General features: G+C 58.9%; 29 protein-coding genes. 16 read left to right on the top strand and 13 right to left on the bottom strand.

Features of this window, described 5'->3' with window-relative positions:
- Positions 1-402: 402 nt before the first annotated feature.
- The 13 genes from J3P89_RS18385 to J3P89_RS18445 form a co-directional block, all read right to left on the bottom strand.
- On the bottom strand, positions 403-705 hold the full coding sequence (locus J3P89_RS18385) for a hypothetical protein (protein WP_434695182.1): 303 nt from the start codon (positions 703-705) through the stop codon (positions 403-405).
- A 135-nt stretch (positions 706-840) separates the two neighbouring features.
- A complete protein-coding gene (locus tag J3P89_RS18390; RefSeq protein ID WP_434695184.1) occupies positions 841-1518 on the bottom strand; it encodes a hypothetical protein in 678 nt (225 codons plus the stop codon).
- A complete protein-coding gene (locus J3P89_RS18395; protein ID WP_434695185.1) occupies positions 1515-2108 on the bottom strand; it encodes a recombination protein NinG in 594 nt (197 codons plus the stop codon). The genes J3P89_RS18390 and J3P89_RS18395 overlap by 4 nt, the downstream gene beginning before the upstream one ends.
- Before the next feature lie 199 nt (positions 2109-2307).
- Positions 2308-2778: a hypothetical protein gene (locus J3P89_RS18400; RefSeq protein ID WP_434695186.1), complete on the bottom strand. Its 471-nt coding sequence runs from the start codon at positions 2776-2778 to the stop codon at positions 2308-2310.
- Positions 2771-2995: a hypothetical protein gene (locus J3P89_RS18405; protein WP_434695187.1), complete on the bottom strand. Its 225-nt coding sequence runs from the start codon at positions 2993-2995 to the stop codon at positions 2771-2773. The genes J3P89_RS18400 and J3P89_RS18405 overlap by 8 nt, the downstream gene beginning before the upstream one ends.
- Complete coding sequence (locus J3P89_RS18410) at positions 2992-3684, bottom strand: hypothetical protein (RefSeq protein WP_434695188.1); 693 nt, start codon at positions 3682-3684, stop codon at positions 2992-2994. The genes J3P89_RS18405 and J3P89_RS18410 overlap by 4 nt, the downstream gene beginning before the upstream one ends.
- Positions 3681-3869: a DUF1382 family protein gene (locus J3P89_RS18415; protein ID WP_434695189.1), complete on the bottom strand. Its 189-nt coding sequence runs from the start codon at positions 3867-3869 to the stop codon at positions 3681-3683. Before J3P89_RS18415 ends, J3P89_RS18410 begins: the two co-directional genes overlap by 4 nt.
- Positions 3869-5269, bottom strand: coding sequence for a DnaB-like helicase C-terminal domain-containing protein (locus J3P89_RS18420; protein ID WP_434695190.1), 1401 nt, complete (start codon positions 5267-5269; stop codon positions 3869-3871). Before J3P89_RS18420 ends, J3P89_RS18415 begins: the two co-directional genes overlap by 1 nt.
- Positions 5266-6090 carry a replication protein gene (locus J3P89_RS18425; protein ID WP_434695191.1) on the bottom strand — a complete coding sequence of 275 codons (825 nt, stop codon included), beginning with the start codon at positions 6088-6090 and terminating at the stop codon, positions 5266-5268. Before J3P89_RS18425 ends, J3P89_RS18420 begins: the two co-directional genes overlap by 4 nt.
- Positions 6087-6305, bottom strand: a complete 219-nt coding sequence (locus J3P89_RS18430) for a hypothetical protein (protein WP_434695192.1) — start codon at positions 6303-6305, stop codon at positions 6087-6089. Before J3P89_RS18430 ends, J3P89_RS18425 begins: the two co-directional genes overlap by 4 nt.
- 69 nt (positions 6306-6374) lie before the next feature.
- The gene (locus tag J3P89_RS18435) at positions 6375-6569 is read right to left on the bottom strand and encodes a hypothetical protein (RefSeq protein WP_223528340.1); all 195 of its coding nucleotides are present in this window, start codon (positions 6567-6569) and stop codon (positions 6375-6377) included.
- 49 nt (positions 6570-6618) lie between these two features.
- Positions 6619-6813 (bottom strand): hypothetical protein, encoded by a 195-nt coding sequence (locus J3P89_RS18440; RefSeq protein WP_434695193.1) that lies wholly within the window; start codon positions 6811-6813, stop codon positions 6619-6621.
- A gap of 29 nt (positions 6814-6842) precedes the next feature.
- A complete protein-coding gene (locus J3P89_RS18445) occupies positions 6843-7052 on the bottom strand; it encodes a transcriptional regulator (protein WP_434695194.1) in 210 nt (69 codons plus the stop codon).
- A 92-nt stretch (positions 7053-7144) separates the two neighbouring features.
- On the opposite strand from J3P89_RS18445, the gene J3P89_RS18450 reads away from it, so the two are divergent.
- From J3P89_RS18450 to J3P89_RS18525, 16 genes are all read left to right on the top strand, one after another.
- The gene (locus J3P89_RS18450) at positions 7145-7873 is read left to right on the top strand and encodes an XRE family transcriptional regulator (RefSeq protein ID WP_434695195.1); all 729 of its coding nucleotides are present in this window, start codon (positions 7145-7147) and stop codon (positions 7871-7873) included.
- Positions 7870-8106 (top strand): hypothetical protein, encoded by a 237-nt coding sequence (locus tag J3P89_RS18455; RefSeq protein WP_434695196.1) that lies wholly within the window; start codon positions 7870-7872, stop codon positions 8104-8106. The genes J3P89_RS18450 and J3P89_RS18455 overlap by 4 nt, the downstream gene beginning before the upstream one ends.
- Positions 8107-8528: 422 nt before the next feature.
- A complete protein-coding gene (locus J3P89_RS18460) occupies positions 8529-8711 on the top strand; it encodes a hypothetical protein (protein ID WP_434695197.1) in 183 nt (60 codons plus the stop codon).
- 61 nt (positions 8712-8772) lie between these two features.
- Entirely contained in the window at positions 8773-9015 is a 243-nt protein-coding gene (locus J3P89_RS18465) for a hypothetical protein (RefSeq protein ID WP_434695199.1), read from the top strand.
- 119 nt (positions 9016-9134) lie between these two features.
- Complete coding sequence (locus tag J3P89_RS18470) at positions 9135-9299, top strand: hypothetical protein (RefSeq protein ID WP_434695200.1); 165 nt, start codon at positions 9135-9137, stop codon at positions 9297-9299.
- A 1116-nt stretch (positions 9300-10415) separates the two neighbouring features.
- On the top strand, positions 10416-10712 hold the full coding sequence (locus tag J3P89_RS18475; RefSeq protein ID WP_434695202.1) for a hypothetical protein: 297 nt from the start codon (positions 10416-10418) through the stop codon (positions 10710-10712).
- A gap of 21 nt (positions 10713-10733) precedes the next feature.
- On the top strand, positions 10734-10955 hold the full coding sequence (locus J3P89_RS18480; protein ID WP_434695203.1) for a DUF551 domain-containing protein: 222 nt from the start codon (positions 10734-10736) through the stop codon (positions 10953-10955).
- 21 nt (positions 10956-10976) lie between these two features.
- Complete coding sequence (locus J3P89_RS18485) at positions 10977-11264, top strand: hypothetical protein (protein ID WP_434695204.1); 288 nt, start codon at positions 10977-10979, stop codon at positions 11262-11264.
- Complete coding sequence (locus J3P89_RS18490; RefSeq protein WP_434695205.1) at positions 11261-11515, top strand: hypothetical protein; 255 nt, start codon at positions 11261-11263, stop codon at positions 11513-11515. The genes J3P89_RS18485 and J3P89_RS18490 overlap by 4 nt, the downstream gene beginning before the upstream one ends.
- Positions 11496-11690, top strand: a complete 195-nt coding sequence (locus J3P89_RS18495) for a hypothetical protein (RefSeq protein WP_434695206.1) — start codon at positions 11496-11498, stop codon at positions 11688-11690. The genes J3P89_RS18490 and J3P89_RS18495 overlap by 20 nt, the downstream gene beginning before the upstream one ends.
- Positions 11687-12067 (top strand): hypothetical protein, encoded by a 381-nt coding sequence (locus J3P89_RS18500; RefSeq protein ID WP_434695207.1) that lies wholly within the window; start codon positions 11687-11689, stop codon positions 12065-12067. The genes J3P89_RS18495 and J3P89_RS18500 overlap by 4 nt, the downstream gene beginning before the upstream one ends.
- A gap of 10 nt (positions 12068-12077) precedes the next feature.
- Positions 12078-12335 (top strand): hypothetical protein, encoded by a 258-nt coding sequence (locus tag J3P89_RS18505; protein ID WP_434695208.1) that lies wholly within the window; start codon positions 12078-12080, stop codon positions 12333-12335.
- 272 nt (positions 12336-12607) lie between these two features.
- On the top strand, positions 12608-12955 hold the full coding sequence (locus J3P89_RS18510) for a hypothetical protein (RefSeq protein ID WP_434695209.1): 348 nt from the start codon (positions 12608-12610) through the stop codon (positions 12953-12955).
- 41 nt (positions 12956-12996) lie between these two features.
- A complete protein-coding gene (locus J3P89_RS18515) occupies positions 12997-13920 on the top strand; it encodes a recombinase RecT (protein ID WP_434695210.1) in 924 nt (307 codons plus the stop codon).
- Complete coding sequence (locus J3P89_RS18520) at positions 13917-14684, top strand: lambda exonuclease family protein (protein ID WP_434695211.1); 768 nt, start codon at positions 13917-13919, stop codon at positions 14682-14684. Before J3P89_RS18515 ends, J3P89_RS18520 begins: the two co-directional genes overlap by 4 nt.
- Positions 14681-15274 carry a hypothetical protein gene (locus J3P89_RS18525; RefSeq protein WP_434695212.1) on the top strand — a complete coding sequence of 198 codons (594 nt, stop codon included), beginning with the start codon at positions 14681-14683 and terminating at the stop codon, positions 15272-15274. The genes J3P89_RS18520 and J3P89_RS18525 overlap by 4 nt, the downstream gene beginning before the upstream one ends.
- The last annotated feature ends 14 nt before the right edge of the window (positions 15275-15288 follow it).

A 15288-nucleotide genomic window follows, 5' to 3' on the forward strand; every position in this document is an offset into this window, starting at 1 on the left:
GGCTGGTCGAGTTGCACGACCGTACAGTGTGGTTCCGATTCCCACAGGGCCAAGGCCCGTTACCTTTACGCATCAGCCTGCGCATTCATCCGCATAATGTGAGGGTCTTTCCCCTCCTGTCCGCCAAAGGCTATCACGGCGTCGACGCCCTATTGCATCGATCTCGCCGCTCAAGTCTCGCGCCACCCGGAAAGCATGTGAGGTCAGGGTGCGCGGGCTGCCGGTGTTATTTCCGTACGCCGTACTATCCGGCTAATCGGCGTCCAGGTCGTCCCGAGGGCTGTCCTGGCTACAGGTAAAACTGCTGTGTCCGGGAAAGCCGCCACTTGGGTAGCGGCTTTCCTCGGAGACACAAAAAGCCCGGCGCATATGTCCGGGCCTTTCAGTTGCTTCGAGGCGTATTTAGCCGCGCGAAAGGCCGGCACCAACGCCAACGCCTTCAGGTGCCGGCTCGGCCGAGGCCAGCACGAAGTGATTGCTGGATGCGCGCAGATTGGATGCCAGGGATTCGTCAGTAGTGTCGCTGCCCGTTCGCCACATGGCCAGGGTCAGCTCCATGCGCTGCAGGGCAACACCTTGGGGCTCGGCCATCACGTACGCGACGCGATAGGCTCGGGTCAGTGGCTCGGCGAGCGCCGACATGGAGAAACAGGACAGGCAGGCGGCCAGCGCCAGGCCCAGATAAGCAGACAGTCGCTTAACCATTCGGCATTCCTTCTGGTGGGTTTCTTCGGGCAATAAAAAACCCGGCGCTTGGCCGGGCTCATGGTTTCGTGTGCGTTTCGCGTTACTTGTGCACTATGGGAAAAGTAACGGGAATTCCCCGTCATGTCAATGTGATTATGCCGCTTCTTGATCTTTTTCCGAGTGAATCACCTGCCATACTGGCTGTTGTGCCTGGATATCCACTTCTTTGATCACTTCCTTCAGGGATTCCCACAGGTCCAGCCAGTCGCGGGTCCAGTTCTTCGGATCGATTGTCACGCCGAAGAAGGTTTGCATTTCAGCAGCTACCCGGGCCGGGCCCCACTCAAGCGACCCGTGGACCTCACCCTTGTACGATTGCAGGGCCATGGTGACCAGATACTGGGCCTTCACCCGTTTGGCGGATGTCAGATCCGGCAGGGCTGCCTTGGCGGTGATCAGCAGCACGGCATTCATAACGTGCCGCATGTTCATCGCCGGGTGGTACAGGTAGTGCCCGAACTGCTGGACCTGGAATGGCAGCGTGTCGATTGCGCGGAGCACCTTGCCGATGGTCGTCAGGTGCGCGGCGCGGGCGGTGGACCGGCCAACCGGTGTCCGGCGCGTCTCGCTAATGCTGATCTTCTGGCGCACAACCTGGATGCGTTCCTCCTTGTCCTCGCCCAGGGCGGCGAACACAGCCTCATGGCGCCGCATGCGGGTTCCCTTCTTCACCGGTGCGGATGCCGCCTTGTCGATTGCTGCAGCGCTGATCGACGCGTTCGATTCGTGCTGAGCCTCGGTCCATACTTGCCTTGCGTTGATCAGCTTCATGCAGCTTCCCCTTTTCTCAATTCTTTGGTCTTGGCCCGGTATTCGGCGGTCATCGCCTTCAGCTGTTCGATGGTGTACTTCTTGGGCTCATGAGGGCCTTCCAGCCACTCGACCGCCTCGGCGCCAATGCGCTTCACCAGCTCAATGCGGTAGTTCACGATGTCGCCGGACTTGTGGTTGTTGCACGGGGCACATTGGCGCCATACGTTGAGCGGTTCGAACCTGAGTTCAGGGTTGCCGCCAACGGTCCGGTAGTGCCCCGCGTGCCATTGGCCGTTGTGATGCCTTCCGCAGCTCACACAGGGCAAGCCGATATCCCTCTCGCGGATCCAGGCGTTGAACGCGGTCTGGGCATCCTTCAGGTGCTGGGCGCGCGACTTGATCTTCTCCTTACGCACCTTGATCTCCCGGCGCTCGACCTGAGCCAGGGACTTGCGGGCCTTCTCCTGGTTGGCCTGGTTGGTGGGTGCGTCGAGGATGGCGCAGGCCGGGCTGCATACGCGCTGCCCTAGTCGTTGCGGGACGAATGGGGCGCCACACTCAGCAACACGGCACTTCTTGGCTCGGGGTTGTTTGGCTGGCAGGCTCATTGGTACACGCTCCCAGGCTGGCCGGGCTCATTGCTGCCAGTGCAAGCCAGATCGTGATCGCTTGCCTTCGGGCAGCGCTTACACCCACAGACTGAGCACAGAATCATTTTCGTCGAGGACAGCGGCACCCAGCCGAAGGGACCTTTCATCCCGAGCTTGTGCTCCTCGATACAGCGATGGCATTCGCAGTGAAGGAGATTCATGCTGCCACCTCGCTCAGCAGATCGGAGAACACCACGCCCTGGCTGGTGAAGTACGCGGCCATGCGATCGGTGTACTGGATTCCCTGAGCGCGATTGAAAAGACTGGTCACCGGAAAGCCATCCGGGCCGAACAACTTGTGCTCCCCCATCAAGGCCAGCTTCTCCTCGTACGGCAGGTGGCGCATCACCCGATACCACGCCGCTTGGAACCCTGAGTCCTCATTCAGAAGGATCTGCACGCCGAAGTGCAGCTTGCAGTACCGGCGGGCGTCGGCCGCATCACCGATCTGGGTCATTTCGGAGATCCGCTTGTACATCGCGAACCACAGGGCGTTCTGGTCGAGCGTGCGGTCCTTGCCCGGTCGAAGGGAGACCACCACGAACTTCTTGTCGCGGAACATGGCGCTGAGCCGGGTGATGGCTTCGGAGAGCTTGGCCTGGCAGTTGACGCTGATCTTGTCAGTCATAGCCGACCTCCTGCCGTGACGGAGCTTTCCACTCCCAGTAGCTGCCTTTGTTCTTCATCACGCCTTTGCGCTTGAGGCGCTGTAGCGACTTGCTTACTTCATCGCGGGTTGCGCTGATGTAATTGGCACACCGATACGCCGTGCATCCACCGCCCCTCTGGAAATAGGCGAGGACCGATTCGTCAACGGAGTAGTTGCGATTGGACTGTTCGCTCATGACCGCTCTCCCTTGCCCATGGCGGCGTCGATGGCTGACTCGGTTTCCGTGCGAGCGGGCATGGTGTCGAACTTGATGAAGCCGGTTACCGCCTGATATGCGGCTTTTTTGTCCAAGATGACGCTGGCGTTTTTGAGCAACCACTGATACCGCTCGGCGTCCTTGCGATACGCCTCAATGGTCGTGTATTGCCTGTCGGCTTCTCGGGTAAGCGAATCAGCCTCTGCCTTCAGCTCAGCATTCACCCGCTCGTAGGCTTGGTAGCCGGTCTTGAGGCCGGCGACTTCGGCGCGGAGCTGGCCGCGATCCGTTATCACCTGGTACAAGTCCTGAATTTCCCCGAGCAAGCCTGTGCCGTCGCACTCCCCGCACTTCTCCATAACAGGCTCTGGCGGCTCCATGTGGCCGTAGGAATGCCAATCGCCAGTGTGCAGCGCCCCTTCCCCGCCGCAGTCTCGGCAGGTGCAGAGGTAACGGCCAAGTTCCTCGTTCTCGGCGATCAGGGCCAGGACTGCTGAGGGGTTGGCGGCGGCCATGAAACGGGTATCCACTAGCGTCTGCTCGTCGAAGCCATCGGCGACCCAGCCGTGTGCGTGGCAAATCGCGGCAGACCCTTCCGCCTCGCGGCACTCCCACGGCCCAGGCGTTGCTTTCTCGGCCAGTCGCTTCAGTTCGTCGTACTGGTTCATACCCGCTTCTCCTGCGCTTCCGCGATATACGCCAGCCGCTCCAACCGCTGGGCGGCCTGGCCGGCAAGGTTCATGGCGTCCGCCTCGTCGATCACTGGGATGCACACGAAGTTGATGCCGTGCTTGATCAGGGCATGGGCTACCTCAAGGGCTTGGCGTAGCTGTACTGGGGATGCTCTCTTCATCAGAAGCCACCTGCAGGATTGAATGAATTGAGGAGGGACTTCGAATTGCGGCGCGGCGGTGGTGCGGCGGCTTCCTGCTGTTGCTCGCGGCGGCCGGCATAGTTTACGAAGCGTGCGAACTCGCCCTGATGCTGGAGAAGGCAATGACCAACAGATGCGTGACGGTGCTTCACCACATCGATCTCGGTCACGCCGCTGCGCCCGAGGTCCGAGTCGGCGTCACGGTGGGCAATCATGATGATGTCGGCGTCCTGCTCGATCTCGCCGGAGTCGCGAAGGTCGGACATCTGCGGTTTCTTGGAGGAGCGGGTTTCGATGCTTCGATTCAGTTGCGCCAGGACGATGACCGGAACGTTCAACTCCTTTGCCATGCCCTTGATGCCACGGCTGATAGCGCCCAGCTCAAGGTTCCGGTTCTGCTGCCTCGACCCTGCTTCCGGTGCAATCAGGCCGATGTAGTCGATGACAATCAGGTCCAGCGGCCGCGCCTTGTGCTGGAATCGAGCGATATTGCGGATCCTGCTGAGCGGGAGCCCGCCTTTCTGGCATATGCGCAGGTCAGCAGCGTGCATGCGCGATACGGCGCCCTTGATCATGGTGATCTGGCCGTCGTCGCCCATCGCCTTCCCGGTGTCGATGTTGCCCAAGGTCACGGCGGACGATGACGCCAGGCTGCGCTTGGACAGCTCCTTGGCCGACATTTCGAGCGAGAACACCAGCGCTGATTTCCCGTTGCGGATCGTCAGGTTCTCAGCGATGCCCAGGCCGAGCGTGGTTTTCCCTGTGCCTGGCCGTCCGGCAATGATGATCACGTGGGATCCGCGCAGGCCCTGCACAAGCTCATCCAGGTCAGTTAGGCCTGTCGCGTGGCCGTTGATGCCCTCACCGTTGAACCTTGCATCCATTTCGTCGATGACTGGGCCAAGCGCTTCGCGCAGACTGATCACGTCCGGCTCGTCGTCCTCGCTGTTCAGGCCAAGGACTGCCTCTTGGGCGTCGGCAATGATCCCGGCAAGTGGTCGGGCGTGGCTCGCCATGTCGATGATTGATTGGCCGATGTCGGCGATCTTCCTGGCCTTGGAGCGCTCAGCCACGATGCGGGCGTACTCATTGCCGTTGGAGGCGCTGGGAACGTCGCGCATGATCTCGGAGGCCCGCACGATGGTCAGCTCACCGCTCGACAGTTCGTTGCGGATGTCTGCCAGGGAAACCGAATCAACCGGGCGTCCGGCGGACCGTGCGGCCAGGATGATGGCGTACAGGTCGGCTGCGTCCGAATGGTAGAAATCCTCGGGGGATACCATGGCGCCAATGGTTTCGATGAGTTCAGGCTTGTGCATCAGGGCGCCGACGACGCCGAATTCGGCCTCAGGCGATACAAGTGGGCGGTCGGCGATCATTGCAGAGCCTCCAGCACCTTGAGGACTTTGTCCTGGCGGGTCAGAAACTCGATATCGGCGGTCCATCCTCGGTCGTTCTCACCGATCCAGTGCTTGTTGGTCAGGCAGTCGGTGAAGTAAGCGGTCCAGAACTCGCCCTTACGGAACGGCAGGACGCCGTTGATTTCCAGGTTCCAGCAGCCCTGGATCAGCTTCTTGCGCTTCGCCGAGAGCTTCAAGCACTTGGGCAGCAGCTCGCCGCATACCGTGTTGTAAATCTCTGCGATGCGGCTGTATGGGATACGATCGGTCTTGGTTGGCGCTGGTTGACCAGGTTTGTGGGCACACTGCTGTTCCGGTTCAGATTCCAAATCATCACCGGTCGAAGCGACAGCGGCGACAACTGCGTCAGCAGTAAGATTTGTATTTATGTCTTTATTGTGTGGTAGAAACGCCACATTGGACGTGGTGGAAACGCCACACTGTGGCACTTCTTTTTGCTTGTTGGCATGGGTGTTTTTCTTGTCGATTGACCACTCATTGACAGGTGCGAAACCGATCGGGCTACGACTGCCCCCAACGCGGTAGATGACGCGCTGACGGATCAGTTCACAGATTGCCCGGGAAACGTCCTCACGGTGGATGCCGGACATCTGAGCGATGTATGAGGCAGCAATGCGAGCGCTCTCCAGGTTGTAGCCAGCGGTTTGACGGTGGATAGCCAGAGCAACACGAAGCTCGCGGCCAGACAGATCAGCCCCTATGAGGGCTTCATACAGGTCGTTGTCCATCCGGGTGAATCCCCCGGGATTGCGTGATTGAATTTGGACGATGTTCGTCATGCCTTCTCACTCCCAGACAGTGAAGCTCTGAGGTGTTCCAGGCATTCGCGACGAAACTCGTTCTTGGCGTTGCGTGTGTACTGAAAGCGAATCATCTGGGCGGCTGCCATCGCTGCCGATTGATGAAAGCTTTTTTGATACGACACAAAATGAGAATCAGAAAATTGTGTCGCGACACTGTTGGGGGGGTTGATCGCTTGATTGGATTGGTGCATGATTCGCTCCAGTTGTTCACCGCTGTTGAAAAAGCCACCCTCGTCCGGTGGTTTTTTTATGTCTGAAATTCAGTGCTTCTTTCGGAACGCTTGAATCGTTCCAGTCATGGCCTTGGGCCTCGTCCTTCTGGTCAGCTCCTGCTGAATTCCCAGCTTCGCCAGCTCTATCGGGGTCATTCCCCGCTTTGCCGCCTCTGCCTCCAGCAATCGAATCTCTTCCGGATCAAGCAACTCACCAAGGTCCATGCCTTTTTCTTCTGGCATATCGCCTCCAGTCCCTGCATGGTCCCTATCGGGTCCCTACGGTTTCGCTTCAGGCTGCTCGGTCGTCGCGGATAGAATGACCAACAAGATCAAGCAGCCAGGACTTCAGGACCTCGCGCGCCAGGACGGCCTTTTTGGTTCCATGGATTTGCGCGGCGCAGATCAGCAAGTCCTCGAACTCTTCATCCAAGAGGACCTTGATCTGGTTCGTGTGCTTTTGGTTTTTTCGTGGTTCGTCTGCCATTGGTGAGGCTCCTTTGTGGTTCGTAACTGTTACGCAGCTTGTTGGGAAAGGGATGGGCGGAGCTCGGCAGCCTTGAAAAGGCCGTTCGTCACCCGCTCGGCAAGGAATGCGGTCTCGGCTGAGCAGCCGTGAACCCCGCGCACCCAGCCGCTTACAGTCCCTTGCTTTACGTTCAGGGCTTTTGCGGCTGCGACCTGGGATTCGAAGTGCTCAACAAGTTTTTTCAAGGAATCGTTCATTGGTTTCTCCGCCCCATAAAAAGGGATGCCTTTATATTAGGGTACAGGCATACCTTTTTGCAAGCCGAAAGGGACACCTATAAATTGCCGCCATGGAACTAAAAGATCGTTTAAAGCAGGCCCGCAAAAATGCGCGCCTGTCACAAGTCGAACTCGCCGAGAAGGTTGGCATCAAGCAATCGTCTATTTCCGAGATTGAACGAGGCTTAACCCGCACAAGCGGCTATCTTATTCAGATAGCCAAGGCGCTCGATGTCGACCCGCTGTGGCTATCCCAGGGGGTCGGCGAAAGCTCTTCGTTTAGGGCTCGTCCGGCTATTGAGTCAAACGCGGAGCTGATCGGGGCTATGTCGGCTTGGGGTGTGGATGACCCACTCGACTCCGACGAGGTTGAGATCCCGTACTACGCAGAAGTGGAGTTTGCTGGCGGTGGAGGGATGACCGAGGTAGTGGAGGTTGCAGGACGCAAGCTCAGATTTAGCAAGGAAACGCTCAAGGCGGCCGGGGTGGATAGTGATAACGCTGCATGCGCTCGAGTAAATGGGCGAAGCATGGAGCGGCTTATCCTGGATGGTGCGACCATCGGCTTCGACAAGGGCAGCACTTCGATCATTGATGGGGAGATTTATGCCTTCAATCAGGATGGAATGCTTAGGGTGAAGTATCTGTACCGGATGCCGGGCGGTAGCATTCGGGTACGGAGCGAAAACACGGAAGAGTTTCCGGACGAGATATTGTCCATGGAGGAATACCGCCGAGACGTCATCATGCTGGGCCGTGTGTTCTGGTGGTCCACCGTGCGCAGGGCACCGCGCAGATGACAGCAACAGGCAAAACGCTTCCGGCGCTGATCTTTGGCGCCGGGCTCGCCCTCATCGCAATTGATACCATTCTGTTCCTCTTCGATTGGCCGCACGCCGGGCTCGCATTCTGCATTGGTCTGGCCGGTTGCGCTGTGTCCGCCGTCCTGGGCGAACGGGCCAAAACCGAAGATGTGCTCATCCTGCTGGCTGCCGCCGCCCTCCTGACCCTGGTTGCCATCCGCAGCTTATAAAGGGAAATCTCTCATTCTCATGCACCGCCTATCGGCGGTTTTTTTCTGCCTTTAAAAAATAAAGGAATACCTGTTGACACAAAATAAAGGCTTGCCTATATTCACCTCAACGCCAACGCAAGAAGGCGCCAGGGCCTCAACAGCCCGTCCGCTCTTTAACAGTTCAGGATCCTCGCCATCGACTACCCCGGGTTTCATCCGGTAAGCGCGAGCAACAAATAGTCGATGCCATGCCAGCTCTGGAACTGGCCGTGCTCCCACATGTGAGTACGCGAAACCACGCAAGCCACCCGATGTGACGCCAGATGCGACAGCGGGCAGAGAGAGGACTCCGGCGATTCGCGTGGTGGAGATGAAATACCCACAGATTTACTGATGCCGCTTCGATGAGGCGGCATTGGAAATCAACGGAGGGCACCGAAATGACAAGTCTGAATTTTCAAACCGCAGTTATGGCGATCGCAAAAGTGCAAGTGGCTCACGAATGCACCGAGCTTGACGCTATCACCATGATGCAAGGTGCTGCTGCGGCGGCTGGCGATGAGGCCTCGCTTGAGGTGCTTTGCAAAATCAAAAGCGAACTGCTGGAGCTCAGCGGGCTATGACGGTCTTTTCACTGATGCACCTGGTGACGGGTGCATTGGGAAAACAACCGGAGATACGCAAATGCCAATGTTCCGCAAGAAGCCAGTCGTAATCGAAGCAGTTCAGTTCGACGGAACCTTCGCCTCTGTTGAGGCGATGCTGATTCCAAGCTGCTCGCAAGACCTCAGTAGCAACACGCTGGAGATTGAAACCCTGGAGGGCGTGATGACTGCGCAGCCGGGCGACTGGATCATCAAGGGTGTGAAGGGTGAGTTCTACCCGTGCAAGCCGGACATCTTCGCCGCGACTTACGACGCGGCCTGATCGTTCCGAACCGAGCAACACACAGATGGCCCCCTGCTGTTTCAGGTCGGCCATCTGGCTTTACAAATGCCTCTCACACCCCGGGAGGTATTTGAAAGCCAACGCGGGAGCAAGACGAAATGAGCCAAGACCATATCCGTCGCATCAAGGACGCTATTGCAGAATGCGACCGCTTCATCAGCAAAGAAGATGTTCGCAACCCTTCGCTTCGCCCGTCAGAAGCCACTCAGCTGCTGAGCTTCTATATCGAGCACAAAGCAACTCTTGAAGGGATGCTGAAATGAAAGCACTCACCCCCTACGCAGAGAAATACAGACTCCAAATTATCGGATGCATGCGAAATCAAGGCGCCAGAAGTACAACTGATGAGGAGATAGAAAGAACTCTAAAAGATTGCGCAGGCAGCTGCGGCCTCATACCCGCAGCGAAGGAGCTGCGCGATCTAGGCATGCTGGATATAGGGAGTCGAGAAGATGCTGGACTGCGAAGCTAAATGCCTCTGCGCGCATATGTGCTACTGGAACGAGGGGCTTAAACAAGCCTTACGTGATTGCGGAATAACGCTGTCGCTTTCCGAGGCAGTCGAGCATTTGCGAAAGAGAAACTGGTTTTACGATGAAGAATCCGATTCATTGTCATGGATTGGTTAGCCGATCCGACCCTGCCTCAAGCTCGTTAACCGGGCCTTCGTATTCCCGATCCTCTCTATGAGAGCGCATCGGGGTGTGATCTGAACCGCCAGCAGATATTAAGGCGCTGGCAACTAGCCGAAAAGCGAGGGTTCGCAACCTCGGGAAGAACGCGAGACCACGACCAGGCAGTGAGAAATCACCGGAGCGTGGCTTGAGGGGGCGCACTCGGAGGCGCAAAGCGGGGCTTGCCTTCCGCGCAGATCACACCCCGATGCGGGCATGGATAGCCGCTCTCGAGCTGGTGGCGCTATCGAAAAGAGACGCCCGGGAATCCAGCTTTGCCTGCATCACAACTCAACCGGAGACCACCATGCTCCTACTGTTCCTGATCGGCGCAGCGCTCAGCCATGCGCGGCCAGAACCGCCACCTGATGACGGCCTGCCAACCGGTCCATTGCGCTTCACTCGTGAGCGGTGGCGATGTACTGAGGGTCAGCGTTCGTTCTGGCGCGCGCTGCCCCGATCCAAATACTCAAGCTGACGCTGCATCATTCGAAAAGGCCTTTCTGTCCAGTTGGGCCTTTTCACTTTCGCTCCCACAGGCGAGCTGCTCTATTCCGGGACCTGGCGAACGAATGCACGCAGTAAACACCCTTCCCGCTCCCACAGCCGACCAATCCCGCATGCACATGACACCGCGCCCAACGGCAACCAGCGGAAGGATCGTGTGCAGCCGGAATTTGTTGGATCAACCAGATGGAGAGAGTCATGGAAACGAAGCACACGCCGGGGCCCTGGTATGTCCAGGACGACCATGGCAGGCGCTACATCGAGACAGAAGGCAATGACGACACCATCGCGGAGATTCATCGGCGCCGGAGCAAAGGAAGCGTCTATAGCTGCGCTGAGGCTGGCGCCAATGCAAGCCTGATCGCCACCGCCCCGGATCTGCTAGAAGCGCTGCAAGGCTTGCTGACCGCATACGAGGATCCGGACAACACCGGTAGCACCTACGACGAAGTGGTGCAGACAGCTCGCGCCGCTATCGCCAAAGCCACCGCCTAACCCCAAACACTGGAGGTCGCCATGAGCGATTGGATCAAGTGCTCGGAGCGGCTGCCGGAGCTGCCAAAGCGTGGCGGAAAGCACCACGTCATCGCCTACACGCCAGCCCGGACAGCTCAGTGGCTTGCCGGTGGGTCGCGCTTCCTCTACTGGAACGGCATCGACTGGCGCTACCCGGACGGCTCTCGTTTCGAGCATCGCGTAACCCATTGGCAGCCATTCATCACCCCGCCCACCGACTGACCCACCACCCTGGAGGCAATCATGACCTACGAAATAGTTGTTGAGGGGTTTGTCCTCCAGGTGGAGGTGACCCACTGCGAGAATATCCCGCCCTGCTTCAACTCCTGGAACAGCGACTGGGACTTCTACGGAAGCCGCGAACTGGAGTTCAAGATCGAATCCGCGATCTGCTACGACGATGACGGTGTTCGTATGGACGTCGCCCAGTGGCAGCTACCTGTGCTGGCCCAACAGTTTTGCAAGCCTATTGAAACGGCGCTGTGGGTCGAGATCGACGCGCTGAGCCGCCGGCAACGGTGGGTGGCATGAACAAGCACGATATCGCTACCGGGATGATCGACTCCCGGTTCGCCCTCCTGAACGCCGGCGACACTTCCGCCGCCGTCCACGCTGAAACGTCCATGGCGATTGAGCTGGCCCACTCGCTGGGCGTCATCGACATCAAGGAATACGGGGCCTACAGGGCTCGCCTGGACCGCATCTACGACCTTCAAAGCCAATACGCGCTAGACCGGATGCGGTTGAGCGCAAGGAGCAGACATGACCACGCCCATTCATAAATCCCTGATCGACGAACAGATGGACGACCTGGAGCGCCGCATCGCCATCCTCGGCTTCGGCCTGCCGTTCAATGAGGTGATTGGCCGCAAGCGCGAGGATCTGGTGAAGGATCTGAACGCGCCGCTGTCGGTGATCATGAAGGGTGGACGGATTGCTGTGAGGGTTCGGCCATGAGCGACAAGATGCGTGAAGAGTTTGAGAGTGCAGTGAAGCGAGATTGGCCGTCTGCGCCTTTGCTCAGGATCAATCAGGTCGGCGCACCCTCCGATGGTTTTTATCGGGACGACCGCATTCAGCACGCTTGGTGGGGATGGCAGGCCTCACGTGCGGCGCTGGTGTTTGAACTGCCAGTTGTCGATGAGCGCGAGTGGGCTGTCACCAGCGACGAATGCGCAGCAATGCGCGAAGGCATAGAGATCATGGCCCGCCGCATTGAGTCTTCTGGCTTCAAGGTGAATAGACCGCCCAAGCCCGTTGCGCCAGAGCGCGCTTGTCCTGGCTGTGGCGAGAAAGGGTTTTCCGCCAACTGCATGCAATGCATTCCTTACTGAGGCCTTGATCATGAACGATAAAATCCGTGAAGAGTTTGAAGCCTCGGTGATGAGCGAATATCCAAATCAAAACATGGGCAAGTTCGCCACTGGCGAGTACCAAAGCACCACGATTGAGCATTGCTGGTGGGCATGGCAGCAATCGCGTAAGGCTCTGGTGATTGAGCTGCCCGAGCACTACCAATACGACAGCCCGGGCGAGGTAATTCCAGTTCTCAAGGATTGTCGCGAAGCCATCGAAGCCGCAGGCCTGAAGGTGGCGCCATGAAAGTCATGTACTGGATCCTCGGCACCGCCGTTCTCCTGATGATGCTCGACCACATGACCCAGCAAGAGGGGCGCGGGGTATGCCAGCCGCCTCAGCTGTCCCAGGTGCTGAGGTGACCGCCCGTCAGCGCGCCAGGCGCTTCCTGATCTGGCGCGGGTCGTTCTCGGCCATCACCTTCTGGACTTTCATGATGCTGCTCAGCGCTCTCGCTGATCGCATCACCTCCTAACTCACACCTTCAAGCGCTGCGCACGTCGCGGCAAGGATTTGTCATGACTGAACAAAAGCACACGCCGGGGCCGTGGATCGTCATTCCTGGTGGTGATGAGTGGGGGCGGGGTCGCGTAGGAACCATTGAGCCCAAGCCAGATACGATGGTTGAGACAAACTACTGGACCGTCGCCGAATGCAATAACCGCAGGGATGAGTGCCTGTCCAATGCCAAGCTGATCGCCACCGCGCCGGATCTGCTGGCTGATTTGATCGTCGCCGCCGGCACGCTTCGCCATTACGAAGCGCTGCACCGGGCCAAGGGAACCGCCGAGAGCCTAGAGAAGGCCGAGGTCAACGCAGGCCTTGCCTCCCGTTTCGAGCAGACCATCGCCAAAGCCACCCAATAACCCTTCCACAGCGCCCCTCTCCGGTGGCGCGGAGAACAGTCATGTCCAATGATCTGGCGCTCGTCACGGGCGACATATACGCCTGCCGTGACGCCTTCCTGGCCGTACAGGCCGAGCCGAGCCTGAACTTCGACCGTGAGGCGAGTTTCGCCATCCAGATCCTGGAAGGCAACAGCTACACGCTCAGGGTGGCCTTGCAGAACCGTCAGGCCGTGATCGATGCGGTAACCAACATTGCATCCATCGGCCTGAGCCTGAACCCGGCGAAGAAGCAGGCTTACTTCGTCCCTCGCAAAGGGAAGATCTGCCTCGATATCTCCTACATGGGATTGATGGACCTGGCGATGGCTACCGGCTCCGTGCGCTGGGGTCAGGCGAAGCTGGTCTACGAGAACGATGTGTTCGAGCTGAACGGCGTTGACCAGGCGCCGACGCACAAGACCAAGCCGTTTTCCACGGATCGCGGCCCCGTCGTTGGCGTCTACGTGGTCGTGAAGACCGCTGATGGTGACTACCTGACTCATCCGATGAGCATGAACGAGGTAATTGCCATTCGTGATCGCTCCGAGGCCTGGAAGGCCTACGCCAAGGACAGCTCGAAGGTCTGCCCATGGGTAACCGACCCTGGCGAAATGACCAAGAAGACGTGCGTCAAGCAGGCCTACAAGTACTGGCCGAAGACCGACCGCCTGGAGAAAGCCATCCACTATCTCAACACTGAGACGGACGAGGGCCTGAGCCAGATCAAGGATGTTCCGCAGACCGATCCGGAAATGGCGGCTAGCTGGATTGCGCGGGCCAAGGCCTGCAAGGCGCTGGACACGCTTCAATCTACTTGGACCGAAGGTGTCAGCGCTTTTAAGAGCGCGAAAGACGTCGCCGGGTACGAACTGTTCAAGTCGGCGGTCAACGCCAGAAAGTCCGAGCTCGAGGCGCCAGCTCCAACCGCAGGAGAGGCAGCATGAACCTCATCGAATGCGAACAGGGTAGTGAGCAGTGGCACAGGGCCCGGGCCGGCTGCATCACCGCCAGCATGTTCACGGTGGCCCGCTCCCGCGTCGGCGGTCTGGATGATAAGCAGGCGATGTACGTAGCCGCTGTACAGGCGGGCATGAACGAGAAGGAAGCCATGGCCGAGGCCGGGTACAAGGCTGCGCCCAAGGCAGAATCGGTACGCCTGGCGCTGCTGGGTAAGCCAGTTGGGCAGCCAACCGAGGCAGCGATGAATTACGCCTTCGGCCTGGCCGTCGAGCGCATAAGCGGCGAACCGTTGGATGGTGGGTTTGAGACATGGCAAATGAAGCGCGGCCACGAACTTGAGCCCATGGCCCGCATGGAGCATGAAATCCAGACCGGCCTCATGGTCCAGCGCGCAGGCTTCGTCACCACCGACGACGGCGCATTCGGCGCCAGTGCCGACGGCCTGATCGGCGAAGAGGGCGGCAGCGAATACAAGTGCTTCCTGGCCCCGGACAAGCTGCGCGCCTTTCACATCGACAACGACGCCAGCGGGATCATGGATCAGGTCCAGGGCTGTATGTGGATCACTGGCCGCAAGTTCTGGCATGTGGGCATGTACTGCCCCGCCCTGGAGATCGTCGGCCGGCAGCTCTGGTGGAAAGAGTTCCAGCGCGACGACGACTACATCGAAAAGCTCGAGGAAGACCTGTGGCAGTTCAAGCTGCTGGTGGACGACTACGAGCAGAAGCTGAGGAGCAAAGCAGCATGATCAGCAATCACTTGAGCATGGTCGAAGCCCTTCGGCCGGAACGCGAGAAACTGGCGGCCCAGGCCGAGCAATACCTGGCCGCCGGCGGAAAGATCGAAGAGGCCGAGCCTATCGGCTACAAGCCAAAGCCCATTACCTACAGCAACCAGATGCCGCCAGCGCCGAAACCCTTCGTTCGACGGAGGGTCGAACCAGTCCCGCCGCCATTGACCGCAACGGACATTCGCCAGCAGGAGCGCATGAAGCAGATCGAAACGATCCGCGAAATGGCTCCCACGCATACCCAGTCTCAAATCGTTGAGATTCTGGGTATCAGCCGGCGAAAGCTCTACAACATCGCTCAAGAACACGACCTCACATTCAAGCGGCCGACTCGCGGCGGGGCAAATGATGCTCACCGCAAAGAGCACATGGAAGCCAGGGACGCCAAGTTCGCCGAGCGCATCAGGGCCTTCCTGGAGATCGGCATCACCCGCCGCCAGGTTTGCGGAAAGCTCGGAATCGCCAACAAGACCCTTGAGCGAATCCTTGCCACCCACGGCATCGACTATCCCAAAGCGCAACGTGGCTGCACTTCATGCCTCGCATAGCCCGCACCCAACAA

It is taken from the genome of Pseudomonas sp. Z1-14 (assembly GCF_051132005.1).
In the GTDB taxonomy this organism is placed as follows: Bacteria; Pseudomonadota; Gammaproteobacteria; order Pseudomonadales; family Pseudomonadaceae; genus Aquipseudomonas.

What these genes read in the sequence shown, in the direction of transcription:
- J3P89_RS18390 (WP_434695184.1), bottom strand. Translation starts at nt 1,518, where the DNA reads ATGAAGCTGATCAACGCAAGGCAAGTATGGACCGAGGCTCAGCACGAA.
- J3P89_RS18440 (WP_434695193.1), bottom strand. Translation starts at nt 6,813, where the DNA reads ATGGCAGACGAACCACGAAAAAACCAAAAGCACACGAACCAGATCAAG.
- J3P89_RS18495 (WP_434695206.1), top strand. Translation starts at nt 11,496, where the DNA reads ATGACCACGCCCATTCATAAATCCCTGATCGACGAACAGATGGACGAC.
- J3P89_RS18455 (WP_434695196.1), top strand. Translation starts at nt 7,870, where the DNA reads ATGACAGCAACAGGCAAAACGCTTCCGGCGCTGATCTTTGGCGCCGGG.
- J3P89_RS18405 (WP_434695187.1), bottom strand. Translation starts at nt 2,995, where the DNA reads ATGAGCGAACAGTCCAATCGCAACTACTCCGTTGACGAATCGGTCCTC.
- J3P89_RS18510 (WP_434695209.1), top strand. Translation starts at nt 12,608, where the DNA reads ATGACTGAACAAAAGCACACGCCGGGGCCGTGGATCGTCATTCCTGGT.
- J3P89_RS18525 (WP_434695212.1), top strand. Translation starts at nt 14,681, where the DNA reads ATGATCAGCAATCACTTGAGCATGGTCGAAGCCCTTCGGCCGGAACGC.
- J3P89_RS18385 (WP_434695182.1), bottom strand. Translation starts at nt 705, where the DNA reads ATGGTTAAGCGACTGTCTGCTTATCTGGGCCTGGCGCTGGCCGCCTGC.
- J3P89_RS18515 (WP_434695210.1), top strand. Translation starts at nt 12,997, where the DNA reads ATGTCCAATGATCTGGCGCTCGTCACGGGCGACATATACGCCTGCCGT.
- J3P89_RS18460 (WP_434695197.1), top strand. Translation starts at nt 8,529, where the DNA reads ATGACAAGTCTGAATTTTCAAACCGCAGTTATGGCGATCGCAAAAGTG.
- J3P89_RS18465 (WP_434695199.1), top strand. Translation starts at nt 8,773, where the DNA reads ATGCCAATGTTCCGCAAGAAGCCAGTCGTAATCGAAGCAGTTCAGTTC.
- J3P89_RS18490 (WP_434695205.1), top strand. Translation starts at nt 11,261, where the DNA reads ATGAACAAGCACGATATCGCTACCGGGATGATCGACTCCCGGTTCGCC.
- J3P89_RS18410 (WP_434695188.1), bottom strand. Translation starts at nt 3,684, where the DNA reads ATGAACCAGTACGACGAACTGAAGCGACTGGCCGAGAAAGCAACGCCT.
- J3P89_RS18425 (WP_434695191.1), bottom strand. Translation starts at nt 6,090, where the DNA reads ATGACGAACATCGTCCAAATTCAATCACGCAATCCCGGGGGATTCACC.
- J3P89_RS18475 (WP_434695202.1), top strand. Translation starts at nt 10,416, where the DNA reads ATGGAAACGAAGCACACGCCGGGGCCCTGGTATGTCCAGGACGACCAT.
- J3P89_RS18470 (WP_434695200.1), top strand. Translation starts at nt 9,135, where the DNA reads ATGAGCCAAGACCATATCCGTCGCATCAAGGACGCTATTGCAGAATGC.
- J3P89_RS18415 (WP_434695189.1), bottom strand. Translation starts at nt 3,869, where the DNA reads ATGAAGAGAGCATCCCCAGTACAGCTACGCCAAGCCCTTGAGGTAGCC.
- J3P89_RS18485 (WP_434695204.1), top strand. Translation starts at nt 10,977, where the DNA reads ATGACCTACGAAATAGTTGTTGAGGGGTTTGTCCTCCAGGTGGAGGTG.
- J3P89_RS18445 (WP_434695194.1), bottom strand. Translation starts at nt 7,052, where the DNA reads ATGAACGATTCCTTGAAAAAACTTGTTGAGCACTTCGAATCCCAGGTC.
- J3P89_RS18395 (WP_434695185.1), bottom strand. Translation starts at nt 2,108, where the DNA reads ATGAGCCTGCCAGCCAAACAACCCCGAGCCAAGAAGTGCCGTGTTGCT.
- J3P89_RS18520 (WP_434695211.1), top strand. Translation starts at nt 13,917, where the DNA reads ATGAACCTCATCGAATGCGAACAGGGTAGTGAGCAGTGGCACAGGGCC.
- J3P89_RS18450 (WP_434695195.1), top strand. Translation starts at nt 7,145, where the DNA reads ATGGAACTAAAAGATCGTTTAAAGCAGGCCCGCAAAAATGCGCGCCTG.
- J3P89_RS18400 (WP_434695186.1), bottom strand. Translation starts at nt 2,778, where the DNA reads ATGACTGACAAGATCAGCGTCAACTGCCAGGCCAAGCTCTCCGAAGCC.
- J3P89_RS18500 (WP_434695207.1), top strand. Translation starts at nt 11,687, where the DNA reads ATGAGCGACAAGATGCGTGAAGAGTTTGAGAGTGCAGTGAAGCGAGAT.
- J3P89_RS18480 (WP_434695203.1), top strand. Translation starts at nt 10,734, where the DNA reads ATGAGCGATTGGATCAAGTGCTCGGAGCGGCTGCCGGAGCTGCCAAAG.
- J3P89_RS18420 (WP_434695190.1), bottom strand. Translation starts at nt 5,269, where the DNA reads ATGATCGCCGACCGCCCACTTGTATCGCCTGAGGCCGAATTCGGCGTC.
- J3P89_RS18505 (WP_434695208.1), top strand. Translation starts at nt 12,078, where the DNA reads ATGAACGATAAAATCCGTGAAGAGTTTGAAGCCTCGGTGATGAGCGAA.
- J3P89_RS18430 (WP_434695192.1), bottom strand. Translation starts at nt 6,305, where the DNA reads ATGCACCAATCCAATCAAGCGATCAACCCCCCCAACAGTGTCGCGACA.
- J3P89_RS18435 (WP_223528340.1), bottom strand. Translation starts at nt 6,569, where the DNA reads ATGCCAGAAGAAAAAGGCATGGACCTTGGTGAGTTGCTTGATCCGGAA.